18 protein-coding genes are annotated in these 16,976 nt (G+C 46.1%); 13 read left to right on the top strand and 5 right to left on the bottom strand.

Features of this window, described 5'->3' with window-relative positions:
* The first annotated feature begins 108 nt into the window (after positions 1-108).
* Both AC3WTJ_RS19425 and AC3WTJ_RS19420 read left to right on the top strand, forming a co-directional pair.
* The gene (locus AC3WTJ_RS19425) at positions 109-1,065 is read left to right on the top strand and encodes a D-2-hydroxyacid dehydrogenase family protein (RefSeq protein ID WP_492523211.1); all 957 of its coding nucleotides are present in this window, start codon (positions 109-111) and stop codon (positions 1,063-1,065) included.
* Positions 1,066-1,518: 453 nt separating this feature from the next.
* Complete coding sequence (locus AC3WTJ_RS19420; RefSeq protein ID WP_492523288.1) at positions 1,519-1,677, top strand: SDR family oxidoreductase; 159 nt, start codon at positions 1,519-1,521, stop codon at positions 1,675-1,677.
* Positions 1,678-1,769: 92 nt separating this feature from the next.
* Here AC3WTJ_RS19420 and AC3WTJ_RS19415 read toward each other — a convergent pair whose 3' ends face one another.
* The 4 genes from AC3WTJ_RS19415 to AC3WTJ_RS19400 form a co-directional block, all read right to left on the bottom strand.
* Positions 1,770-2,051, bottom strand: a complete 282-nt coding sequence (locus AC3WTJ_RS19415; protein ID WP_127458280.1) for a hypothetical protein — start codon at positions 2,049-2,051, stop codon at positions 1,770-1,772.
* A 139-nt stretch (positions 2,052-2,190) separates the two neighbouring features.
* Positions 2,191-3,054, bottom strand: coding sequence for a helix-turn-helix domain-containing protein (locus AC3WTJ_RS19410; RefSeq protein ID WP_492523210.1), 864 nt, complete (start codon positions 3,052-3,054; stop codon positions 2,191-2,193).
* A gap of 228 nt (positions 3,055-3,282) precedes the next feature.
* Complete coding sequence (locus AC3WTJ_RS19405) at positions 3,283-3,555, bottom strand: DUF2071 domain-containing protein (protein WP_492523287.1); 273 nt, start codon at positions 3,553-3,555, stop codon at positions 3,283-3,285.
* Positions 3,540-4,025 (bottom strand): YqjF family protein, encoded by a 486-nt coding sequence (locus AC3WTJ_RS19400; protein ID WP_492523209.1) that lies wholly within the window; start codon positions 4,023-4,025, stop codon positions 3,540-3,542. Before AC3WTJ_RS19400 ends, AC3WTJ_RS19405 begins: the two co-directional genes overlap by 16 nt.
* A gap of 162 nt (positions 4,026-4,187) precedes the next feature.
* Between AC3WTJ_RS19400 and AC3WTJ_RS19395 the strand changes: the two genes are divergently transcribed.
* From AC3WTJ_RS19395 to AC3WTJ_RS19345, 11 genes are all read left to right on the top strand, one after another.
* Complete coding sequence (locus AC3WTJ_RS19395) at positions 4,188-4,391, top strand: YwbE family protein (RefSeq protein WP_127458302.1); 204 nt, start codon at positions 4,188-4,190, stop codon at positions 4,389-4,391.
* Positions 4,392-4,413: 22 nt separating this feature from the next.
* On the top strand, positions 4,414-4,668 hold the full coding sequence (locus AC3WTJ_RS19390) for a YolD-like family protein (RefSeq protein ID WP_492523208.1): 255 nt from the start codon (positions 4,414-4,416) through the stop codon (positions 4,666-4,668).
* A 100-nt stretch (positions 4,669-4,768) separates the two neighbouring features.
* The gene (locus tag AC3WTJ_RS19385; protein ID WP_492523207.1) at positions 4,769-5,689 is read left to right on the top strand and encodes a tyrosine-type recombinase/integrase; all 921 of its coding nucleotides are present in this window, start codon (positions 4,769-4,771) and stop codon (positions 5,687-5,689) included.
* A gap of 107 nt (positions 5,690-5,796) precedes the next feature.
* Positions 5,797-6,720 carry a S66 peptidase family protein gene (locus AC3WTJ_RS19380; protein WP_492523206.1) on the top strand — a complete coding sequence of 308 codons (924 nt, stop codon included), beginning with the start codon at positions 5,797-5,799 and terminating at the stop codon, positions 6,718-6,720.
* 238 nt (positions 6,721-6,958) lie between these two features.
* A complete protein-coding gene (locus tag AC3WTJ_RS19375; RefSeq protein ID WP_492523205.1) occupies positions 6,959-7,762 on the top strand; it encodes an ABC transporter ATP-binding protein in 804 nt (267 codons plus the stop codon).
* Between the two features lie 103 nt (positions 7,763-7,865).
* A complete protein-coding gene (locus tag AC3WTJ_RS19370; RefSeq protein WP_492523204.1) occupies positions 7,866-9,230 on the top strand; it encodes an aspartate aminotransferase family protein in 1,365 nt (454 codons plus the stop codon).
* 18 nt (positions 9,231-9,248) lie between these two features.
* Positions 9,249-10,520 (top strand): M20 family metallo-hydrolase, encoded by a 1,272-nt coding sequence (locus AC3WTJ_RS19365; RefSeq protein ID WP_492523203.1) that lies wholly within the window; start codon positions 9,249-9,251, stop codon positions 10,518-10,520.
* A 44-nt stretch (positions 10,521-10,564) separates the two neighbouring features.
* Entirely contained in the window at positions 10,565-11,929 is a 1,365-nt protein-coding gene (locus tag AC3WTJ_RS19360) for an NAD(P)-dependent oxidoreductase (RefSeq protein WP_492523202.1), read from the top strand.
* Positions 11,930-11,970: 41 nt separating this feature from the next.
* A complete protein-coding gene (preA, locus tag AC3WTJ_RS19355; protein WP_492523201.1) occupies positions 11,971-13,263 on the top strand; it encodes an NAD-dependent dihydropyrimidine dehydrogenase subunit PreA in 1,293 nt (430 codons plus the stop codon).
* 2 nt (positions 13,264-13,265) lie between these two features.
* On the top strand, positions 13,266-14,708 hold the full coding sequence (gene hydA, locus AC3WTJ_RS19350) for a dihydropyrimidinase (RefSeq protein ID WP_492523200.1): 1,443 nt from the start codon (positions 13,266-13,268) through the stop codon (positions 14,706-14,708).
* Positions 14,701-14,916, top strand: a complete 216-nt coding sequence (locus AC3WTJ_RS19345) for a hypothetical protein (protein WP_492523199.1) — start codon at positions 14,701-14,703, stop codon at positions 14,914-14,916. Before hydA ends, AC3WTJ_RS19345 begins: the two co-directional genes overlap by 8 nt.
* Here the strand turns inward: AC3WTJ_RS19345 and AC3WTJ_RS19340 are convergent.
* Positions 14,913-16,526, bottom strand: a complete 1,614-nt coding sequence (locus AC3WTJ_RS19340) for a PucR family transcriptional regulator (protein WP_492523198.1) — start codon at positions 16,524-16,526, stop codon at positions 14,913-14,915. The genes AC3WTJ_RS19345 and AC3WTJ_RS19340 overlap by 4 nt on opposite strands.
* Positions 16,527-16,976: the final 450 nt, after the last annotated feature.

The following is a 16,976-nucleotide window of genomic DNA, read 5'->3' as shown; positions in this document are numbered from 1 at the left end:
TTTCGGGAAAATGAACATCGAAATTGCGCACGGTTTGCATGGCACTCGCGACAGGAATATACTTAAAATTGGTATACTTACATGTATGATGAAGGAGGCACTTACATAATGAAGCTTCGCTGTGCAATATTAGACGACTATCAGCAAGTGGCTTTAAAAACTGCGGATTGGTCAACGATTACGGACCAAGTGGAGGTCAAAAGCATCCATCAGCATATCGATCAGCCGGACGAGCTTGTCGAGCAAATCGCTGACTGCGAAATCGTCGTGATTATGCGCGAACGGACTCCTTTTCGCGCAGCTCTCCTCAAGCGGCTTCCCCATTTAAAGCTGCTTGTTACGACAGGCATGCGGAATGCGTCAATCGACTTGGACGCTGCCGCAGCGCAAGGCATCACCGTTTGCGGTACGGGTGGCGCAGGCAATGCTACCGCTGAGCTTACTTGGGCTTTGGTTCTAGGGCTTGCGCGCAACATCGTGCAAGAGCATAACGCTATTCGCAGCGGTCAATGGCAGAGCACGATTGGAACAGATTTGTACGGCAAGACACTTGGCGTACTGGGCCTTGGCAAACTTGGCACCAAGATCGCCAAGTTTGGCCAAGCTTTTGGCATGGACGTCGTGGCATGGAGCCAGAATTTGACGCAAGAGCGAGCCGATGAAGTTGGCGTGAGATTCGCCAAGTCGAAGGAGGAACTGCTTGAGAGCAGCGACTTTGTGTCGATTCATCTTGTCCTCAGCGACAGGACAAGAGGGCTGATCAGCGCGGCGGATCTAAAGCGTATGCGTTCTTCAGCATACTTGATTAATACATCCCGTGCGCCTATTGTAGATCAAGAAGCACTTGCCGATGCTTTGCAAAATCGTTGGATTGCCGGCGCCGCAGTAGACGTGTTCGAGGTGGAACCGCTGCCGAAAGACGATAAGTTCAGATCGTTACCTAATCTGCTTACTACTCCGCATATCGGCTATGTCTCGGAAGCGAATTATCAGGCTTTTTATAGAGATGTGGTTGAGGATATTAGAGCTTATCTAGCTGGCTCGCCGGTTCGAACGCTTACTTGATGTAAGGAAGAGAATGAGAAGTCTGCTTTTATTCTTTTAAAAGTTACCCAAGTCAGACATCTACGACAGCAACAGAGATTTGCCCATAGACACGTCTAAACGCATGCATTTTGGTATGCCTCATAATAAACAGCTCCTATTTTGCTTATTAGCTCTGAATTGATATGGATTTAAACTCCATAACCAGTTTAGCCTACAATCAAGCAAATATTAGGGGCTGTTGTGCTTTTTTGCAAAACTTTTAGCCTGCAAGGCACGCTTTCCATGTGAAATTGGCAATATAGTTAAAAAGAACGAAACAGACTGATACTTTGTATATTCAGTCTCAAAATGAAAGCATAGCTAGAGGAGAGCTTGTTTATTATTAGGTTTATCTTGAAATATCTTGGGTCAGACGGATGAAAAAACAGTTAGTCTGCAAAGTAGAGTACTTTACAGGCTAACGAGGACCAGATCAATGAGGTGAAGGAACGAGAGCGTAAGATGATTCCCCTTGGGCGTCGCGGTGTGACAGATGATGTAGCAAGTTGGGTGGTTAATTTGGCCGACAAAGATTCAGGTTGGATCACAGGACAGATTATTGGTGTTGATGGCGGACTTGTAATATCTTGATTTTTGCATGAAAAAAGCAGCCATGATCTCATGGCTGCTTTTGGCTCTTAAGATGAGCCATATCATTCGCATATTGTGAATGCGATTACAAATTATTTTTTAAAGCTTCCCAAATATTTGAGTGCGACTCCGAGTGCGCCAAGATAATAACCGATTAACAGCAAGAAACCTGTAGGGTCAAGGGCCATCATATTGGAGAGCATGAATAATGGGAACACATAGAACAATAAATCTTTCAAATAAGAGAGAAATAAGTCGCTGGAGAACGAACCGGCTTTGAGAGCATTGTATAAGCTGTATAAGAAGCTTAGGCCCATTAAACCAAGAACTACAAACATTGCGTAGAGCATCCATCCTGTAAGTGCTAGTGTCATTTGGATTCACCTCCCGATTGGGAAGATTTACTACTGAGATATCATATGTAGCTCGATGACAAGTCGTACTAGGACGAAGCACTGATTTTTTAAAAAAAGATACTTAAATAGTTACATAACTAATATTATGTAAACAAATTTAAAGCTGCATATTGTTTCGGTAAATAAGAGGGGCCACGCCGACGTATTTTTTAAATAAACGCGAAAAGTAAAAGACGTCTTTAAACCCTAACGAATCGGCTATTTCTTTGACAGAATCCTCCGTATTGAGGAGAATGTTTTTCGCTTCAGCGATCTTCAAACGGTTGATATAACCATTGAGTGGATACCCTGTATACTCACTCACAACTCTGCGCAGCGTAGAAAGCGAGATGTGATGCCGTTTGGCGATACTTTTCGCATCGAAAGGCTGAAAGAGAGAGTCCCCGAGGTCATCCATAATGTCGATGACTTGTTGTGTTTTTGTCGTTTGTGCTGTTGCTTGCGCTTTTAGCATAAATTCAAAAAGCAGCGTTTCCACAAGCAGCGCGGCGCGATCCATGTTATCAGGCAATCCGCTTTCCATTAGCATGAAAATGCGTTCGATCCGGTTGTGTTGGGTAGCATCCTCATGGCCGACTTGTTTCGCTTCATCGACATGGGTCAACCAACTGCCAAGCCATTCCTCGATACGAGTGCCCTCAAAAGTAAAATAAAACTCATCCCAGAAGCCGTCTTGATCGGGACCGTAATTATAAATGACACCGGGTCGCAAGAAGAGCAAACTGCCGCTTTCCACACGTTGTACCGGCCCGTTATTTGCTTGATAGGAGCCGTTACCACCAGCTAAGTAAATAAATGCCCATTTGGAGAAAGTGGCTTGATGTCGAAAAGAGATGCGTCCTGGCAAGTGGCCAACGTTTGTAATTATCAAAGATTGCAGCTTTAGCTTGCTGGAATCGATAGGCGAAGTAATGATCCTTAATGGATAAGGACTGATCATATAGTCCATGATCTTTGGCATGTTGTATATTACCTCCGTAATACTTCAAGGAATTTTCTGATTTTAATTAAATTTAATGACATTAATTATATTCATTATATCTGAACATTTTATCCATGGAAATAGTATTGACGATTTTAGCGATTTCGATTTTATGCGGATGAGTTATACAGTTTTTTCAATCCAAACAATTATTAATGATCTTAATCATTAATGTCATTAATTAATTTCAAACTACAATATTAAATACTATTTGTCGCTAAAATGCTCATTTAGTTTCTCAAGAGCCCATATTTTCACTTTTAATTGTTTGGCAAAATGTAAGACGGGTAATTGCTCCGGTAGTTTGATTCCAAACGAAGCTGGGAGCGTATTCATGGAGATTTCAGCCTCAGCCGATTGCAAAGGCCATGGTTCGTGATCGATCTCTCCTCGATAAATCCTTCCGCGGCGATCCTGGCAATATAGACAGTAACGTTCCGTAAGCCAGTACTCTAATGTTCCAACTACTGCATGCCGAATGGGGGAGATGGGGGGTACTCCGCTAGAAACTCACCTTGCCGCGCGCGCGGATCTTGACGAACACTATGGTAGAACGTAGTGTTATTTGATGTTTGCTTCACTTCAATGTGTGTATAAAAATAGGGAAGATGGAACAAAGTGCGCGCCGCTTCTACAGCAAATTTGTTATAGGCATCTAAGCTGAAAAAGTATACGCCGGGTTTCCCGTGAATCGTGACGTAGGTGCGGACATTGATTTCCGGGAAGGATGAGAAATAAGGCAATGCCGGAATGCCCCTGGGAGTAACGCCTGTCATATGAAAAGGAACAACGCCTACCCAAGCTGTTCCTTCGAAAGTATCGATTGGAATTGAAGAAGGAAGAAGATTTCTAATGATTTCGAGAGGAACGGGCCAATGAGCGAATAGCAAGTCATTCCATATTTGATGCATGATCCACGGTTTTGCAGGCAAAGGCCATGATCGACTCATAGGAAAAGCTCCTTCATTTTATGTAGGATATATCCCTCATCGTATAAGTTAACTTGTGAGCTGTAAAGGGTTTTACATATGTTCGCACTTCCGGTAGGGAAAGCGTGAAATATGTGGTATAATGAAGCACAATCTGGAAAGAAAGCAGGCGACTCTCACAACATGAATGGGCAAAATCGGAAAGATGTCCTGCCGGGAATCGAAGTCAATATTGTCTTGAAACAAGATCAGCGGAGCGGCAAGCTTACACGTGGAATTGTGAAAGACTTATTAACGAATTCGCCGACACATCCGCATGGGATTAAAGTAAGACTAACCGATGGACAAGTAGGAAGAGTGAAAGAAATTATAACACCGGCTAGGTGATTAGGACGCAGGGGGAACGAGAATGGCAAAAGCGAAAGTGGCAAAAAGACCAACGCGCGACGAATTTGTTTTGGAAGAAATCGGGAATCAACTGTCGGAAGCGAAGATGGAAAACTCAGAGATTCAACTTACGGTATGGGGACGTGAAGAGTTTGTACGCGGGCTTATCACAACGATGGATTCACGTACGGGGCGTGTACATATCGAAACAAGCAATGGGGAAGTAGACAAAGTACCTTTTATGGACATTATGAAAGTGGAATATCCTAGAGATTAGCTCTCTTTTCGGCCTAATTTGGCCGCTTTTTTCTGCCGAAAAAATTGCACTAAATCTATATTTAACGCAACTTAGATTCTAACGGACGGAGTGAACGAGGATGGGACAAGGATTGGAGTATGATGACGACTATTTAGAGCTGTTTGATACCTGGATGAAGGATCAGGGGTTTACCAAAAGAACACAGCAAGCTTATCTGGGGGATGTACGTTTATTTCTTTCGTCGATGGAAAAATCGTTGTCCAGCATAGAGGCGATTGATATCATGCGTTTTTTAACTAAAATGCGTCAGGGAGGGGCAGGCGATGCTGCACGTAATCGATACTTGTCATCGATCCGGACTTTTTTCACAGCTTTAATCGATCTTCAATTGGCGTCAAGCAATCCATCTCTTCACATAAAGAAATCGAAGGTAGAGAAAAATCAGATCCCAACATTTCTAAGCGAGCAGCTGCTGTCCGTTTTCCTGCAATCGATCGAGGGGAAATATCAAATTCGCAATGTGGCGATGTTTCTGCTGATGAGTTATGCGGGGTTGCGGGTTAGTGAATTGCACCGATTAAATACCGCGGATTTTAACTTGACGACCAGATCACTGCTTGTTTATGGTAAAGGTCGGAAATGGCGCTTGATTCCGCTGCCGGATGAATTGGTGAAAGTGTTGAATAAAGCGCTGGCAGAGCGGCTGGATTCACGGAGTAAAGGCGAGCAGCCTTTTTTCGTATCACAATTCGGGCGCCGGATTAGTATTCGGATGATTCAAACGATTGCGGAGAAACATTTCGAGGAGCTGAAAAAGCACTACGCTGAACTGCAAGGAAAGTCTATTTCCAGCCATAAGTTACGGCATACTTTTGCTACGATGCAGGTACTCGCAGGAACGGATATTCGAACGCTGCAGGAATTGTTGGGTCATGCGAGCATACAAACAACTCAGATCTACACGCACGTTGCCGATAAACAAAAGCAAGAGGCAATGAATCGCGTTACAGCGTTCATCCCAGCTGGAATGGGGATATAAGGACATGGAAAATAGTCATCAAAGTCATATATTTCTCTTTTTGCGCATATAAGGCAACAGAGAGATTAAACCTTTGCAATACAAGGGCATTGGTAGGAGGCATGCAAATGACCATTCAGCCCCCCATGTTACGCGGCGGTGACACCATAGGAATTGTTACTTTAGGAAGTCCGCTTGACGCTAGTATCATTGATGCAAGAATATCGACGCTTGAAGGTATGGGTTTTGAGGTGCTTGTCGGGAAATATGCGTATTCTTACGATGGAATTGTTGCTTCAACGGCTCAGCAGCGTGCAGAAGATTTTATGGCCATGATTTCGAATCATCAGGTCAAAATGATCCTGCCGACCAGGGGAGGCACAGGGGTAAGAGATATTTTGCCGTATTTAGACTATCAATTGATTAACAAAAATCCAAAAATTATAACAGGTTACAGCGATATCACGATTTTATTGAATATCCTCAATCAATTTTCAAACTTAATTACGTTCCAAAGTCTTCTTTTAATTGATTTTGATCCTAACACACCTAAGTATAGCTTTGATCAGTTTTTCGCGGCGACGTCGACTTTATCACCAACAAGGGTGATTCAAAATCCACCTGGGATTCCACTGAAAAGCTTAATTCAAGGCAATGTACGAGGGCAAATTGTCGGTGGGAATTTAACCTCGTTCGTAGGATCCCTGGGAACACCGTATGAAATCAACACAACAGGTAAAATCGTGATGATCGAAGAGACACATGAACCAACAAACACGATTTATCGTTATTTGACGCAATTGATCATGGCCGGTAAGTTCCAACATTGTCAGGGAATTATCATGGGCCAATGCACGAATTGTTCCGTTTCGTATTCAACGACTTACGATGATCTAATCAACGGTGTCATGTATCCGCTAGGCAAACCTCTTATGACGAATTTGAGTACAGCGCATGGGTACTACAAGGCAGCAATTCCAATCGGAGCTATGGTGGATCTCAATACATTTGATAACACACTTACAGTGCTGGAACCAACGGTTAAAATGTAGCCCGAAAATTTGTTTACATAATATTATTTATGTAATGTATATGATAACCCTGACTCATGAATGAGACAGGGTTATTTGAATTCGAGAGGAGGGATTTTACATTCTGTCACTTTCATTCAGGTATTTCGGAACACTTTGTATAATGAAATAAATCTCTGGTGTTATATAATATAACATATACAGTTATTGTAAATTACACATTTATAACGCGAGGATAGGCAAGTTGAGGAGGAGCAGGATGAGTTCAGAGCTTTCTCGGCAAAAGGTGGAAATATCATTGGATGGCGTATGCAAGGTGTTCGGTAAAAGAGGGAGGCAGGTGACGGTCCTTCAGGACATTACATTCGATGTGCACCAGAATGAATTCATATCCTTACTTGGCCCTCGAGGCTGTGGGAAATCAACGCTGCTGCGAATCATGGCAGACCTTTTGCAACCGTCCAGCGGCCATATTCTGATGGAGAAAGAACATCCGCGGGAAGTTCGTTTGCGTAGAAAATTTGGCATTGTGCTGCAGCAACCAAGTTTATTTGAGTGGCGAACTGTGCAGGAGAATGTTGAACTTCCCCTAGAGGTACTAGGCCAAAACCGCTCGGAGTATAGACATACGGTCGATCAACTGCTTGAAACGGTAGGTTTAACGAAATTCAAAGATTATTACCCTTGGCAGTTAAGCGTTGGTATGCAGCAAAGAGTTGCGATTGCCCGTGCTTTAACTTTGGATCCTCCCATTTTATTTATGGATGAACCTTTCTCAGCGTTGGATGCGTTTACGAAGGATAAGCTGCAAGTCGAGCTCCTTGCGATTAAGAAGAAAACGAAGAAAACCATCGTTTTTGTTTCACACAGCGTGTCCGAAGCCGTCTTTTTATCTGATCGAATCATTGTTTTAACGGCTCATCCCGGGCGTATACATTCGATTCACTGCGTTGATCTAGGAGAGGAACGCACCGCACAAATACGGGAATCGGAGCCGTTTCAAATGCTTTCCGCCGACATTCGAACCAGCATATACCATGGGCAGTCTCCCAAAAAGGAATGAAAATAAAGATTTAACAGTGACTCCAAGGGATGTCTCTCTCTTTTTGCACATAGAAATAAGATAGGGATTTTTTTGCAAAGATTACGAGGGGAGGAGGCTGACTATGCAGAGTAATGAAATGAGTAATCTGCCCACCAAGGAGGAGCTGCTTGAGAAAGATCGCAAATATGTGTGGCATCATATGTCTGCACATAACGAAAATCCCATGATCCTTGCTTCCGGTGAAGGGAGCTGGGTGACGGATGTGGATGGCAATCGTTATTTGGACGGCATGTCCGGGTTATGGTGCGTGAATGTAGGCCATGGACGGAAGGAAATTGCCGAAGCTGCCGCTGCACAAATGATGAAGCTTGCCTATGCCACCATGGTGCAATCTCACATCCCGTCAATTGAGCTTGCAGCAAAAATCAATGAGTGGCTGGATGGTGATTACCGCATTTTTTTCTCAAACTCAGGTTCGGATGCCAATGAAGTGGCTTTCAAAATCGCGAGGCAATACTATCATCAGAATGGGAAGCCAACGAAACACAAGTTCATTTCCAGACATCGCGCCTATCATGGGAATTCGATGGGGGCTTTAGGAGCAACGGGGCAAGCGCAGCGAAAGCTGAAATATGAACCGCTTGGTGTAGGATTCCAGCATGTTCCACCTCCTTACTGCTACCGCTGTCCTTTCGGCCAAAAGCAGGGGAGCTGCAGCTTGCAGTGCGCTAAAGCCATCGAGGATGTCATCGTTTGGGAAGGCGCAGATTCCGTTGCTGGCGTCATTATGGAGCCGGTTATTACGGGGGGCGGCGTGATTGTTCCGCCGGACGAGTATTTGAAAACAGTTCGCAGCATCTGTGATAAATATGACGTTTTACTCATCGTTGATGAGGTGATTTGCGGGTTTGGCCGTTCCGGTGAGAAATTCGGCCATTTCAATTTCGGTGTAAGACCTGACATTGTGACGATGGCCAAAGGCATGACAAGCGCTTACTCACCTTTATCCGCTACGGCTGTTTCCACCGAATTATATGATTCGTTCAAAAACAACCAAGACCCCACAAGCCATTTACGCCATATTAACACGTTCGGTGGAAATCCGGTTTCTTGTGTTGTTGCCTTGAAAAATATTGAAATTTTAGAAAATGAAAATTTAGTGGCACGTTCCGCTCAGATCGGAGACGCTTTTAAAGACGGCTTGAAACCTTTACTGGAACATCCGCACATAGGTGAAATCCGAATTTTTGGATCGGCGATGGGGATTGAACTGGTTGAAGATGTGAAGACCAAAGAGCCTGCAACGGCAGAGCGCGTGATGAGCATTATAGCTGCTTGCAAGCAAAAAGGGCTGCTGATCGGAAAAAATGGCGATACTGTGCCTGGCTATGCCAACATTCTTACTTTAAGCCCGCCATTCTCTTCCACGGACGACGATATTTCTTTTATCGTAGACACTTTACTTGCTGTGTTTGATGCCAATTAGGAGAAAGGATGAAGGACATTGTCTACAAGCTCTCGGCTGCAAATTGACACTTCACGCTTGCATCAGCATATTCATGATCTTTCGCAAATTGGAAAAATCGGAGAGACTGGCGTCTGTCGATTGGCGCTCTCCAAGGAAGATCGGGAAGGCGTGGAACTCGTGAAACAATGGATGGAAGAGGCAGGAATGGAAGCGCACATCGATCCATTCGCTAATCTCATCGGGAAGTTGAGAGGCCGTAATCCGGATGCTCCAGTGCTTATGCTTGGATCTCATATCGACTCACAGCCCTATGGCGGCAGATTTGACGGCGCGATTGGCGTGCTTGGCGCGATTGAGGTGGTTCAAACCCTGGTGGAATCGGGTCAAACACCTGAATGCGATATTGAAGTTGTAGCGTTCTGTGACGAAGAAGGATGTCGTTTCAATAAAGGTCTGTTCGGTGTCCGTGGCATGACCGGCAAGTTGGAAGAGAACGAGCTTGAGCGGACGGATAAAAGCGGTGTTACACGCCGGGAAGCATTAGTCGAGTTCGGTTGTGACCCTGCGAATTTCGAAAATTATGAGTTTCAACAAGGACGTATCGGCACTTTTCTGGAGCTTCACATCGAACAAGGGCCGGTTCTCGAAGCATTGAATGAGCCCATCGGGATCGTTACAGGCATATCGGGTCCGTTATGGCTTACCGTTGAGATGACCGGGTTTGCGGGTCATGCAGGTTCGGTCCCGATGTCAATGCGTCATGACGCCCTGCTGGGAAGCGCTAAGATTATCGTTGCTCTCAACGAGCTTGTGCAGCAAGTGCCTAATGCTCCTACGGTTGGAACGGTAGGTTCACTTACGGTTTTTCCGGATTCTCGCAACATCATTCCCGAAAAAGTGTCCTTCACGATTGATTTGCGCGATATTGATTTATTGCGTCGCAATGCGCTCGAAACCGAATTGTTGAGTGTGATCGAGAACGTTTCCAGCGAACATGGGCTTACGTATACCATTCGGGAGGATACGAACAGTGAACCGCGTTATTGCGCCGCTTGGATCATGCAGAGCTTGCGCGAGGAGGCAGGAGAGCTGGGAATTTCTCCGCCGGAGCTCATGAGCGGTCCGTTTCATGATTCTCTGGCGATGTCGCATGTGTGCGATTACGGGATGATATTCGTTCGATGTTTGGAGGGAATCAGCCATAATCCGAGGGAATATGCAAGTCCTGACGACATCGCATTAGGTACTGAGCTGCTGTATCGCACAGTTCGCCGAATCGCTCTAGGAAATCAGGGATCGCAGACTTGATGGCAGCATCAATTAGTTAGCCTATACGCGCGGAGGTGTGGCAAATGGGGTCATCATTTATTTCACTAAATGATTTGAAACGTAATTTCGCCGAAGTCAAAGCGGGCATGAAGCCGAAAGAGGCGATCGAAGAATCGAATCGATGTTTGTATTGTTATGATGCTCCTTGTGTACGCGCCTGTCCGACAGGGATTGAAATTCCTTCTTTTATTAAAAAGATCGCCTCTGGCAATCTCAAAGGCTCTGCCCGCACTATTATGGAGGCAAACCCGGTTGGAGCTACATGCTCCAGGGTATGCCCGACAGAGGAGCTCTGCGAAGGGGCTTGCGTGCTTAATCAATCGTCCAAGCCTATTCTAATCGGACAATTGCAGCGCTACGCGACAGATTGGGCGATGAAAAACGAGGTCGTCCTATTCAAAGCTGGAGCAAGCATCGGGAAATCCGTTGCTATCATTGGTAGCGGTCCCGCCGGCCTTTCGGCTGCCCGAGAGTTAGCCCGATTCGGCTTTCAGGTGACGATATATGAAGCGAAAGAACAAGCAGGAGGATTAGATACATACGGTATCGTCTCTTTCCGATTACCTCAGGAAATTTCACATTGGGAAGTAGAGCAGATTCGCCAGCTTGGGGTTGATTTTAAAATGAATACACAAGTTGGCGTAGATATTACGACGGAATCCCTGTTAGAAAATTATGACGCTATTGTGCTGGCGGTCGGGATGTCGAAGGTGCCGATGCTTGGCATTGAAGGCGAAGCCTTAACGGGCGTTTACGATGCCATAGACTTCGTTGAAGCAACGAAATCAGCCGCAGACCTGGATACGAACCTGATCGGGAAGCGTGTAGCCGTCATCGGTGCAGGAAATACGGCGATTGACGCAGCCACCTGTTCGGTAAGGCTTGGCGCAGAGCAGGTGCAGATTGTGTATCGGCGAACGCAAGCGGAAATGACGGCGTATGATTTTGAATTTGATTTTGCCAAAATGGATGGCGTAGCATTCAGATGGCTGACAGCTCCCAGTCGCATAATTGGCGATGCTAACGGCAATGTAACAGCCTTGGAATGCATCCTGATGGAGCTGATTGATGTTGAAGCGGGGCGCAGGAGACCTGTCCCTGTAGCCGGGTCAGAGTTCATCCTTCCGGTTGACGCGGTCATTAAAGCGATCGGACAAACGCGCCATGCATCCCTAATTGATCAGTTCAAGCTATCACATATTCGCGGGACAGTGACGGTAAATCCTGAGACAGGTCAAACCTCAAATCCCAAAATATTTGCGGCGGGAGATGTTATTTTCGGGGAGGGGCAAGGGGAGGCGATGGTTGTTTCAGCCGCTCAGCAAGGGAAGCAAGCCGCTTACGCGATCTACAAACAAGTGACAACAGCTCAGAACGAGTCTGCCTGATAGTTGGTCAATAATCGTACATCATACTGGAGGGATACGGCATGGCAGATCTACGCATCAATCTAGCAGGCATAACTTCACCAAACCCTTTCTGGTTGGCATCGGCGCCTCCGACCAATACAGGTTACCAAGTTCAGCGGGCATTCGAAGCCGGCTGGGGCGGTGCGGTATGGAAAACGCTCGGAGACCCCATTATCAATACCTCTTCACGATTTGCTGCGGTACATTTCAATGGACAACGTGTCGCTGGATTTAACAATATTGAATTGATTACGGACCGCCCACTTGAAGTCAATTTACAAGAAATATACGAGACGAAGAAGCGTTTTCCCCATCATGCGCTTGTTGTTTCACTAATGGTTGAACCCAAACGTGAAAAGTGGCATGAAATTGTAAAGAAGGTCGAAGCCGTCGGTGTGGATGGACTTGAACTGAACTTTGGCTGCCCGCACGGGATGGCGGAGCGCGGCATGGGATCGGCCTCCGGGCAGCAGCCCGACCTTGTGGAAGCGCAAACGATGTGGGCGAAAGAAGCGGCGAGGACACCGGTCATCGTGAAGCTGACGCCGAATATTACGGACATTACAAGTACGGCGAAGGCCGCAGTTCGAGGCGGAGCGGATGCAATATCCCTGATTAATACGATCAATTCGTTAGCTGGGGTCGACATTGATACGTGGAATACGATCCCTCATGTCGGAGGGAAGGGCTCTCATGGCGGCTATTGCGGTCCTGCAGTAAAGCCGATCGCGCTGCACATGGTCGCAGATTGCGCACGCAATGCAGAGGTTGGCATTCCAATCTCGGGAATTGGCGGTATCTCCAATTGGCGAGATGCCGTTGAATTTATGCTGATGGGTGCTACAGGGGTGCAGGTATGTACGGCGGCTATGCATCATGGCTTCCGAATCGTAGAGGATATGATTGATGGCTTAAACAACTATTTAGATGAAAAAGGGCTCGCTAGCGTGATGGACTTAATCGGTAAATCCGTTCCCCGTTATTCGGACTGGGGAAATTTGGATTTAAACTATGCCGTTGTCGCCAAAATTGATAACGACACTTGTATCAACTGCAATAAATGTCATATTGCTTGTGAGGATACCTCTCATCAATGCATCGATATGCTGACCAGTGATACGGGAGAGTCGTATTTGCAAGTTCGAGAAGAAGACTGTGTCGGATGCAACTTATGCGCTATTGTTTGTCCAGTAGAAGGTGCCATAACGATGGTTGAGGTGGCTGGCACGGAACCTCCCTTGACATGGAACGAAAGGCAAGAGGCGATTGGCAGGCTCGGCGAAGGGAATGTAGGCAAAAAGGAGGCTGTATAACGATGGCCAAACTGATTAAGAATGGCACGGTTGTGACGGCTGCCGATCAATATCAGGCCGACGTTCTGATCGAGAACGGCATCATTTCGCAGATTGGGCTAAATCTTGAGCTGGAAGGCGCCGAAATCATCGATGCGCAGGGTTATTATGTGTTCCCAGGCGGCGTCGATCCGCACACGCACTTGGATATGCCTTTTGGCGGGACGGTTACAGCCGACAACTTCGAGACAGGAACGAAGGCGGCAGCTTTTGGAGGAACGACAACGATCATTGATTTTTGCCTGACAAATAAAGGCGTGCCGTTGAGTGAATCTGTTCAAACCTGGCATAACAAAGCGGAGGGCAAGGCTGTAATTGACTACAGCTTCCATCTGATGATTGCTGAAATAAACGACGAAGTACTGGCTGAGCTGCCCAAAATGATCCATGACGAAGGGATCACTTCGCTCAAAGTTTTCATGGCGTATAAAAATGTGTTTCAAGCCGACGACGGTACGCTTTATCGAACATTGCTCGAAGCGAAACGGCATGGTGCACTGGTCATGGTACATGCGGAGAACGGCGACGTGATTGATTATTTGATCAAAGAAGCGTTGGATGCAGGAAATACAGAACCGATTTACCATGCACTGACACGTCCATCCTTGATTGAAGGAGAAGCAACAGGGCGCGCAGCCAAATTAACCGCTTTGGCAAATTCCCAATTGTATGTTGTTCATGTGACATGCGAGGAAGCTGTTCAGCAAATTGCCGAAGCGCGGAATCAAGGAATTGATGTATGGGGCGAGACTTGTCCGCAGTATTTAATGCTGGATCAAACCTCCTTGGAGAAGCCGGATTTCGAAGGCGCAAAATATGTATGGTCGCCACCGCTTCGACCTAAAGAGCATCAAGATGCACTATGGACTGCACTTAAAAACGGACAGCTTCAAACGCTGGGATCTGATCACTGTTCCTTTAACTTCAAAGGTCAGAAGGAGCTTGGGTTAGGTGATTTTAGCAAAATCCCGAATGGCGGTCCTTGTATTGAAGATCGATTCTCGATTCTGTTTTCGGAAGGCGTCCTGAAGGGGCGGATAACATTGAACCAATTTGTCGATATCGTGTCAACGCGAAGTGCCAAATTGTTCGGTTTATTCCCTAAGAAGGGAACAATCGCCGTGGGCTGTGATGCCGATATTGTTATTTTTGATCCGAATGCAGCTCGTGTTATATCTTCCGACACTCACCATATGAATGTGGACTATAATCCGTTTGAAGGTCTCGAAATCACTGGAGAACCTGTTACTGTGCTATCTAGAGGGGAGTACGTAATTCAGAATAAACAGTTTGTGGGCACTCCGGGAATTGGTCAATTTGTGAAAAGGAAGACCTATCCATCTGAGCCACTTCAGGTTAAGCCTGAGCAAGATACCGCGGGTCAAAGGGGTGCAACGCATGTCTGAACATGCACAATTTATGCTGGAGAAGCAAAAACTCGATGGTTTTGTTGCGCAGAAATTTAAAATTGTCGGGGTGAAGGAAGATTTGAGCGGCGCATGGCTGCAATTCGAACACCCCGGCGGCGAAACAGCCACCCTGCATCTGAAGACAGCGAATGCGAGGAAATATTATGCCACGCTGCTCATTCGGCAGGGCAAGGAACAGATCTAAGCAATGATGCCATGTATGTATTCGTAGCCATGGAGCGCAAGCTCTATGGCCATTCTTTTGTCGGGGCGCATATAATCTTCGCCTAACAGAAGGGCGATTTTGTCCAGGCGGTGGTATAGGGTTTGTCTCACGATGAAAAGCTCTTTGGCTGTCTCCTGCTTGGAGCCGCTTAAAGCTAAATACATTTTCAGCGTTTTCAAAAGTTGGCCGTTTTTCTCCCGATCATAGTGGAGGATACGACCAAGATATTCTTCAATAAAGGACGCTAATGAACCACTTTGTTTCATCATCAGGATGACTTTGCCCACGTGAAGCTCATCGTAGAATGGTTGTTCCAGTACCCCGATGTCTTTCTGAATATCAATCGTATCCAGGGCGGTTTGATAGCTTAACTTGAGGAGCGAAGGATCACTGATTCTTTTGCCTATCCCGAAAAAAGGTGAGAAAAGCGCTGTCTCCTGCAGGTGATCTGTCTTTTGCAAGCGTTGGATAGCCCTCATCATTCGATCTTGAAAAGGGGATGCCCCTAGCTGATCAAGCAGGATGAAAACGAACAGAGCGTTGGTAAAGTGTGGGACCAGATAGAAGCCTTCACCTTCGAAGATGGAGCGCGCCACCATTTGTTTTTGGAGAAGCTGCGCTTCATGATCGATCACGTCTTCCCGTACAGCTCTGCTTTCGAACACGCACACAACAGCTTGCTCTAGCTTCACATTGGGTTTCAGGGCGAGCATGTAGTCCCGAATGATTTGCTCTGTATGCTTTCCGTTCAGCCAATCTGTGACCCAAAGATCCTGCTTGTACCGCTTTTTCTCCTCCATGTAGGTTGTTCTCATCATTTCTTGTGCAATGGCCGTTGCAAACCGGTCTAACGCAAGAATTTGGAATTCGCTTAACTCCTGTTCACCATATAAAAGAAGATCAGCAAACATGCGTTCAAGGGCAAGAATAGGGCGATGGGCGAGCTTGCATTTGATGTCAGGGAGTCGGAAGATTTCGCCAAATATCCATTTTTCATAAAAAAGATCTGCATCGGTTCTCGGTAATTTGGGAATAAACCGTGCTTCCTCTCCATAAGGAAAAAAGGCGACTTGGGCGCGTGTCGTTTCGTGTAATAGCTGTAAAAGCGGCTGTAACCCCTTCCCTGAGAGGAGTAGTTGATTCAACTGCGTAGATAGGGCTTCCAGCTCGGACACCATGGAATAATGCTGATGGATGAAATAAGCGTGCAAATCTTGTGTAATATCAATATAACGCACTTCTTCATGGAAAAGGATGAGTGGAAAATGTTCGCGCATAGCGAGCTCTTTCAGACGTTCGAGGGGTTGCTTCGTATATGTCCCCAGTTCAATACATAGCCCGGATGCTCCGCTGTCGATGAGTTGTTGGAGGAAGGAAAGGCTTAATTCTTCGTTATCATGCCAGCCAATTCCGGTGCTGAGGATGAGTTCATGGCCATTCAATAGTTGTCCGACGTGCGGCACTTCCATAATGTGAACCCAGCGAACAATGCGGTTCAAGGCTTCTTCACTTGCGATGGTTTCGGCTTTCTGAAACGGAGGGCGCTGCAAAATATCATTCACGGTTAATTGCAAAAGAGTCTGAACCATTCTCATCCACCGCCTGTTTGTTAGTGAAGTTTACTTGAGAGCCGTCATGGTATTTTTCTATTATACAATGCGTCCACTGAGTTTTGGGGGATTATTCTTGCATTTGAAAAAAATCGCGAGCGGTTGCGGTTATTTTTGTTTGAAGGGGTAACCGTAGGTTACGTACTTCACCCCAAGGGATTTGCGCTATCGCTTGCGCAGTCACTCCTTGGCATGTGAGGGGAGCCGTAGGGTGCTATTTCATCGAAATATGCTCTTTTCATGAGGGAGGGGGAACTGTGGTCCGCTAATTGTCCGTTTTCCTAAAGAAAACGGGGTTAGGCGATCAAATTAGGTCCTGTAGTTCCGCTTGAACGCGGAAAAGGTCTAAATTTGCTAGAATAGCAGCCTGTAGTTCCTCAAAGGTGTATGTTTGACCAACTTAACTCTAGGTATGAGTTAATTCCTCCG

The sequence above is a fragment of the Paenibacillus sp. FW101-FHT12H11 genome, from assembly GCF_058790355.1.
This window is presented reverse-complemented; position numbering and strand designations above follow the sequence as displayed.

Coding starts and splice junctions, on each gene's coding strand:
- AC3WTJ_RS19425 (WP_492523211.1), top strand. CDS start 109: ATGAAGCTTCGCTGTGCAATATTAGACGACTATCAGCAAGTGGCTTTA.
- AC3WTJ_RS19415 (WP_127458280.1), bottom strand. CDS start 2,051: ATGACACTAGCACTTACAGGATGGATGCTCTACGCAATGTTTGTAGTT.
- AC3WTJ_RS19410 (WP_492523210.1), bottom strand. CDS start 3,054: ATGCCAAAGATCATGGACTATATGATCAGTCCTTATCCATTAAGGATC.
- AC3WTJ_RS19400 (WP_492523209.1), bottom strand. CDS start 4,025: ATGAGTCGATCATGGCCTTTGCCTGCAAAACCGTGGATCATGCATCAA.
- AC3WTJ_RS19395 (WP_127458302.1), top strand. CDS start 4,188: ATGAATGGGCAAAATCGGAAAGATGTCCTGCCGGGAATCGAAGTCAAT.
- AC3WTJ_RS19390 (WP_492523208.1), top strand. CDS start 4,414: ATGGCAAAAGCGAAAGTGGCAAAAAGACCAACGCGCGACGAATTTGTT.
- AC3WTJ_RS19385 (WP_492523207.1), top strand. CDS start 4,769: ATGGGACAAGGATTGGAGTATGATGACGACTATTTAGAGCTGTTTGAT.
- AC3WTJ_RS19380 (WP_492523206.1), top strand. CDS start 5,797: ATGACCATTCAGCCCCCCATGTTACGCGGCGGTGACACCATAGGAATT.
- AC3WTJ_RS19375 (WP_492523205.1), top strand. CDS start 6,959: ATGAGTTCAGAGCTTTCTCGGCAAAAGGTGGAAATATCATTGGATGGC.
- AC3WTJ_RS19370 (WP_492523204.1), top strand. CDS start 7,866: ATGCAGAGTAATGAAATGAGTAATCTGCCCACCAAGGAGGAGCTGCTT.
- AC3WTJ_RS19360 (WP_492523202.1), top strand. CDS start 10,565: ATGGGGTCATCATTTATTTCACTAAATGATTTGAAACGTAATTTCGCC.
- preA (WP_492523201.1), top strand. CDS start 11,971: ATGGCAGATCTACGCATCAATCTAGCAGGCATAACTTCACCAAACCCT.
- hydA (WP_492523200.1), top strand. CDS start 13,266: ATGGCCAAACTGATTAAGAATGGCACGGTTGTGACGGCTGCCGATCAA.
- AC3WTJ_RS19345 (WP_492523199.1), top strand. CDS start 14,701: ATGTCTGAACATGCACAATTTATGCTGGAGAAGCAAAAACTCGATGGT.
- AC3WTJ_RS19340 (WP_492523198.1), bottom strand. CDS start 16,526: ATGGTTCAGACTCTTTTGCAATTAACCGTGAATGATATTTTGCAGCGC.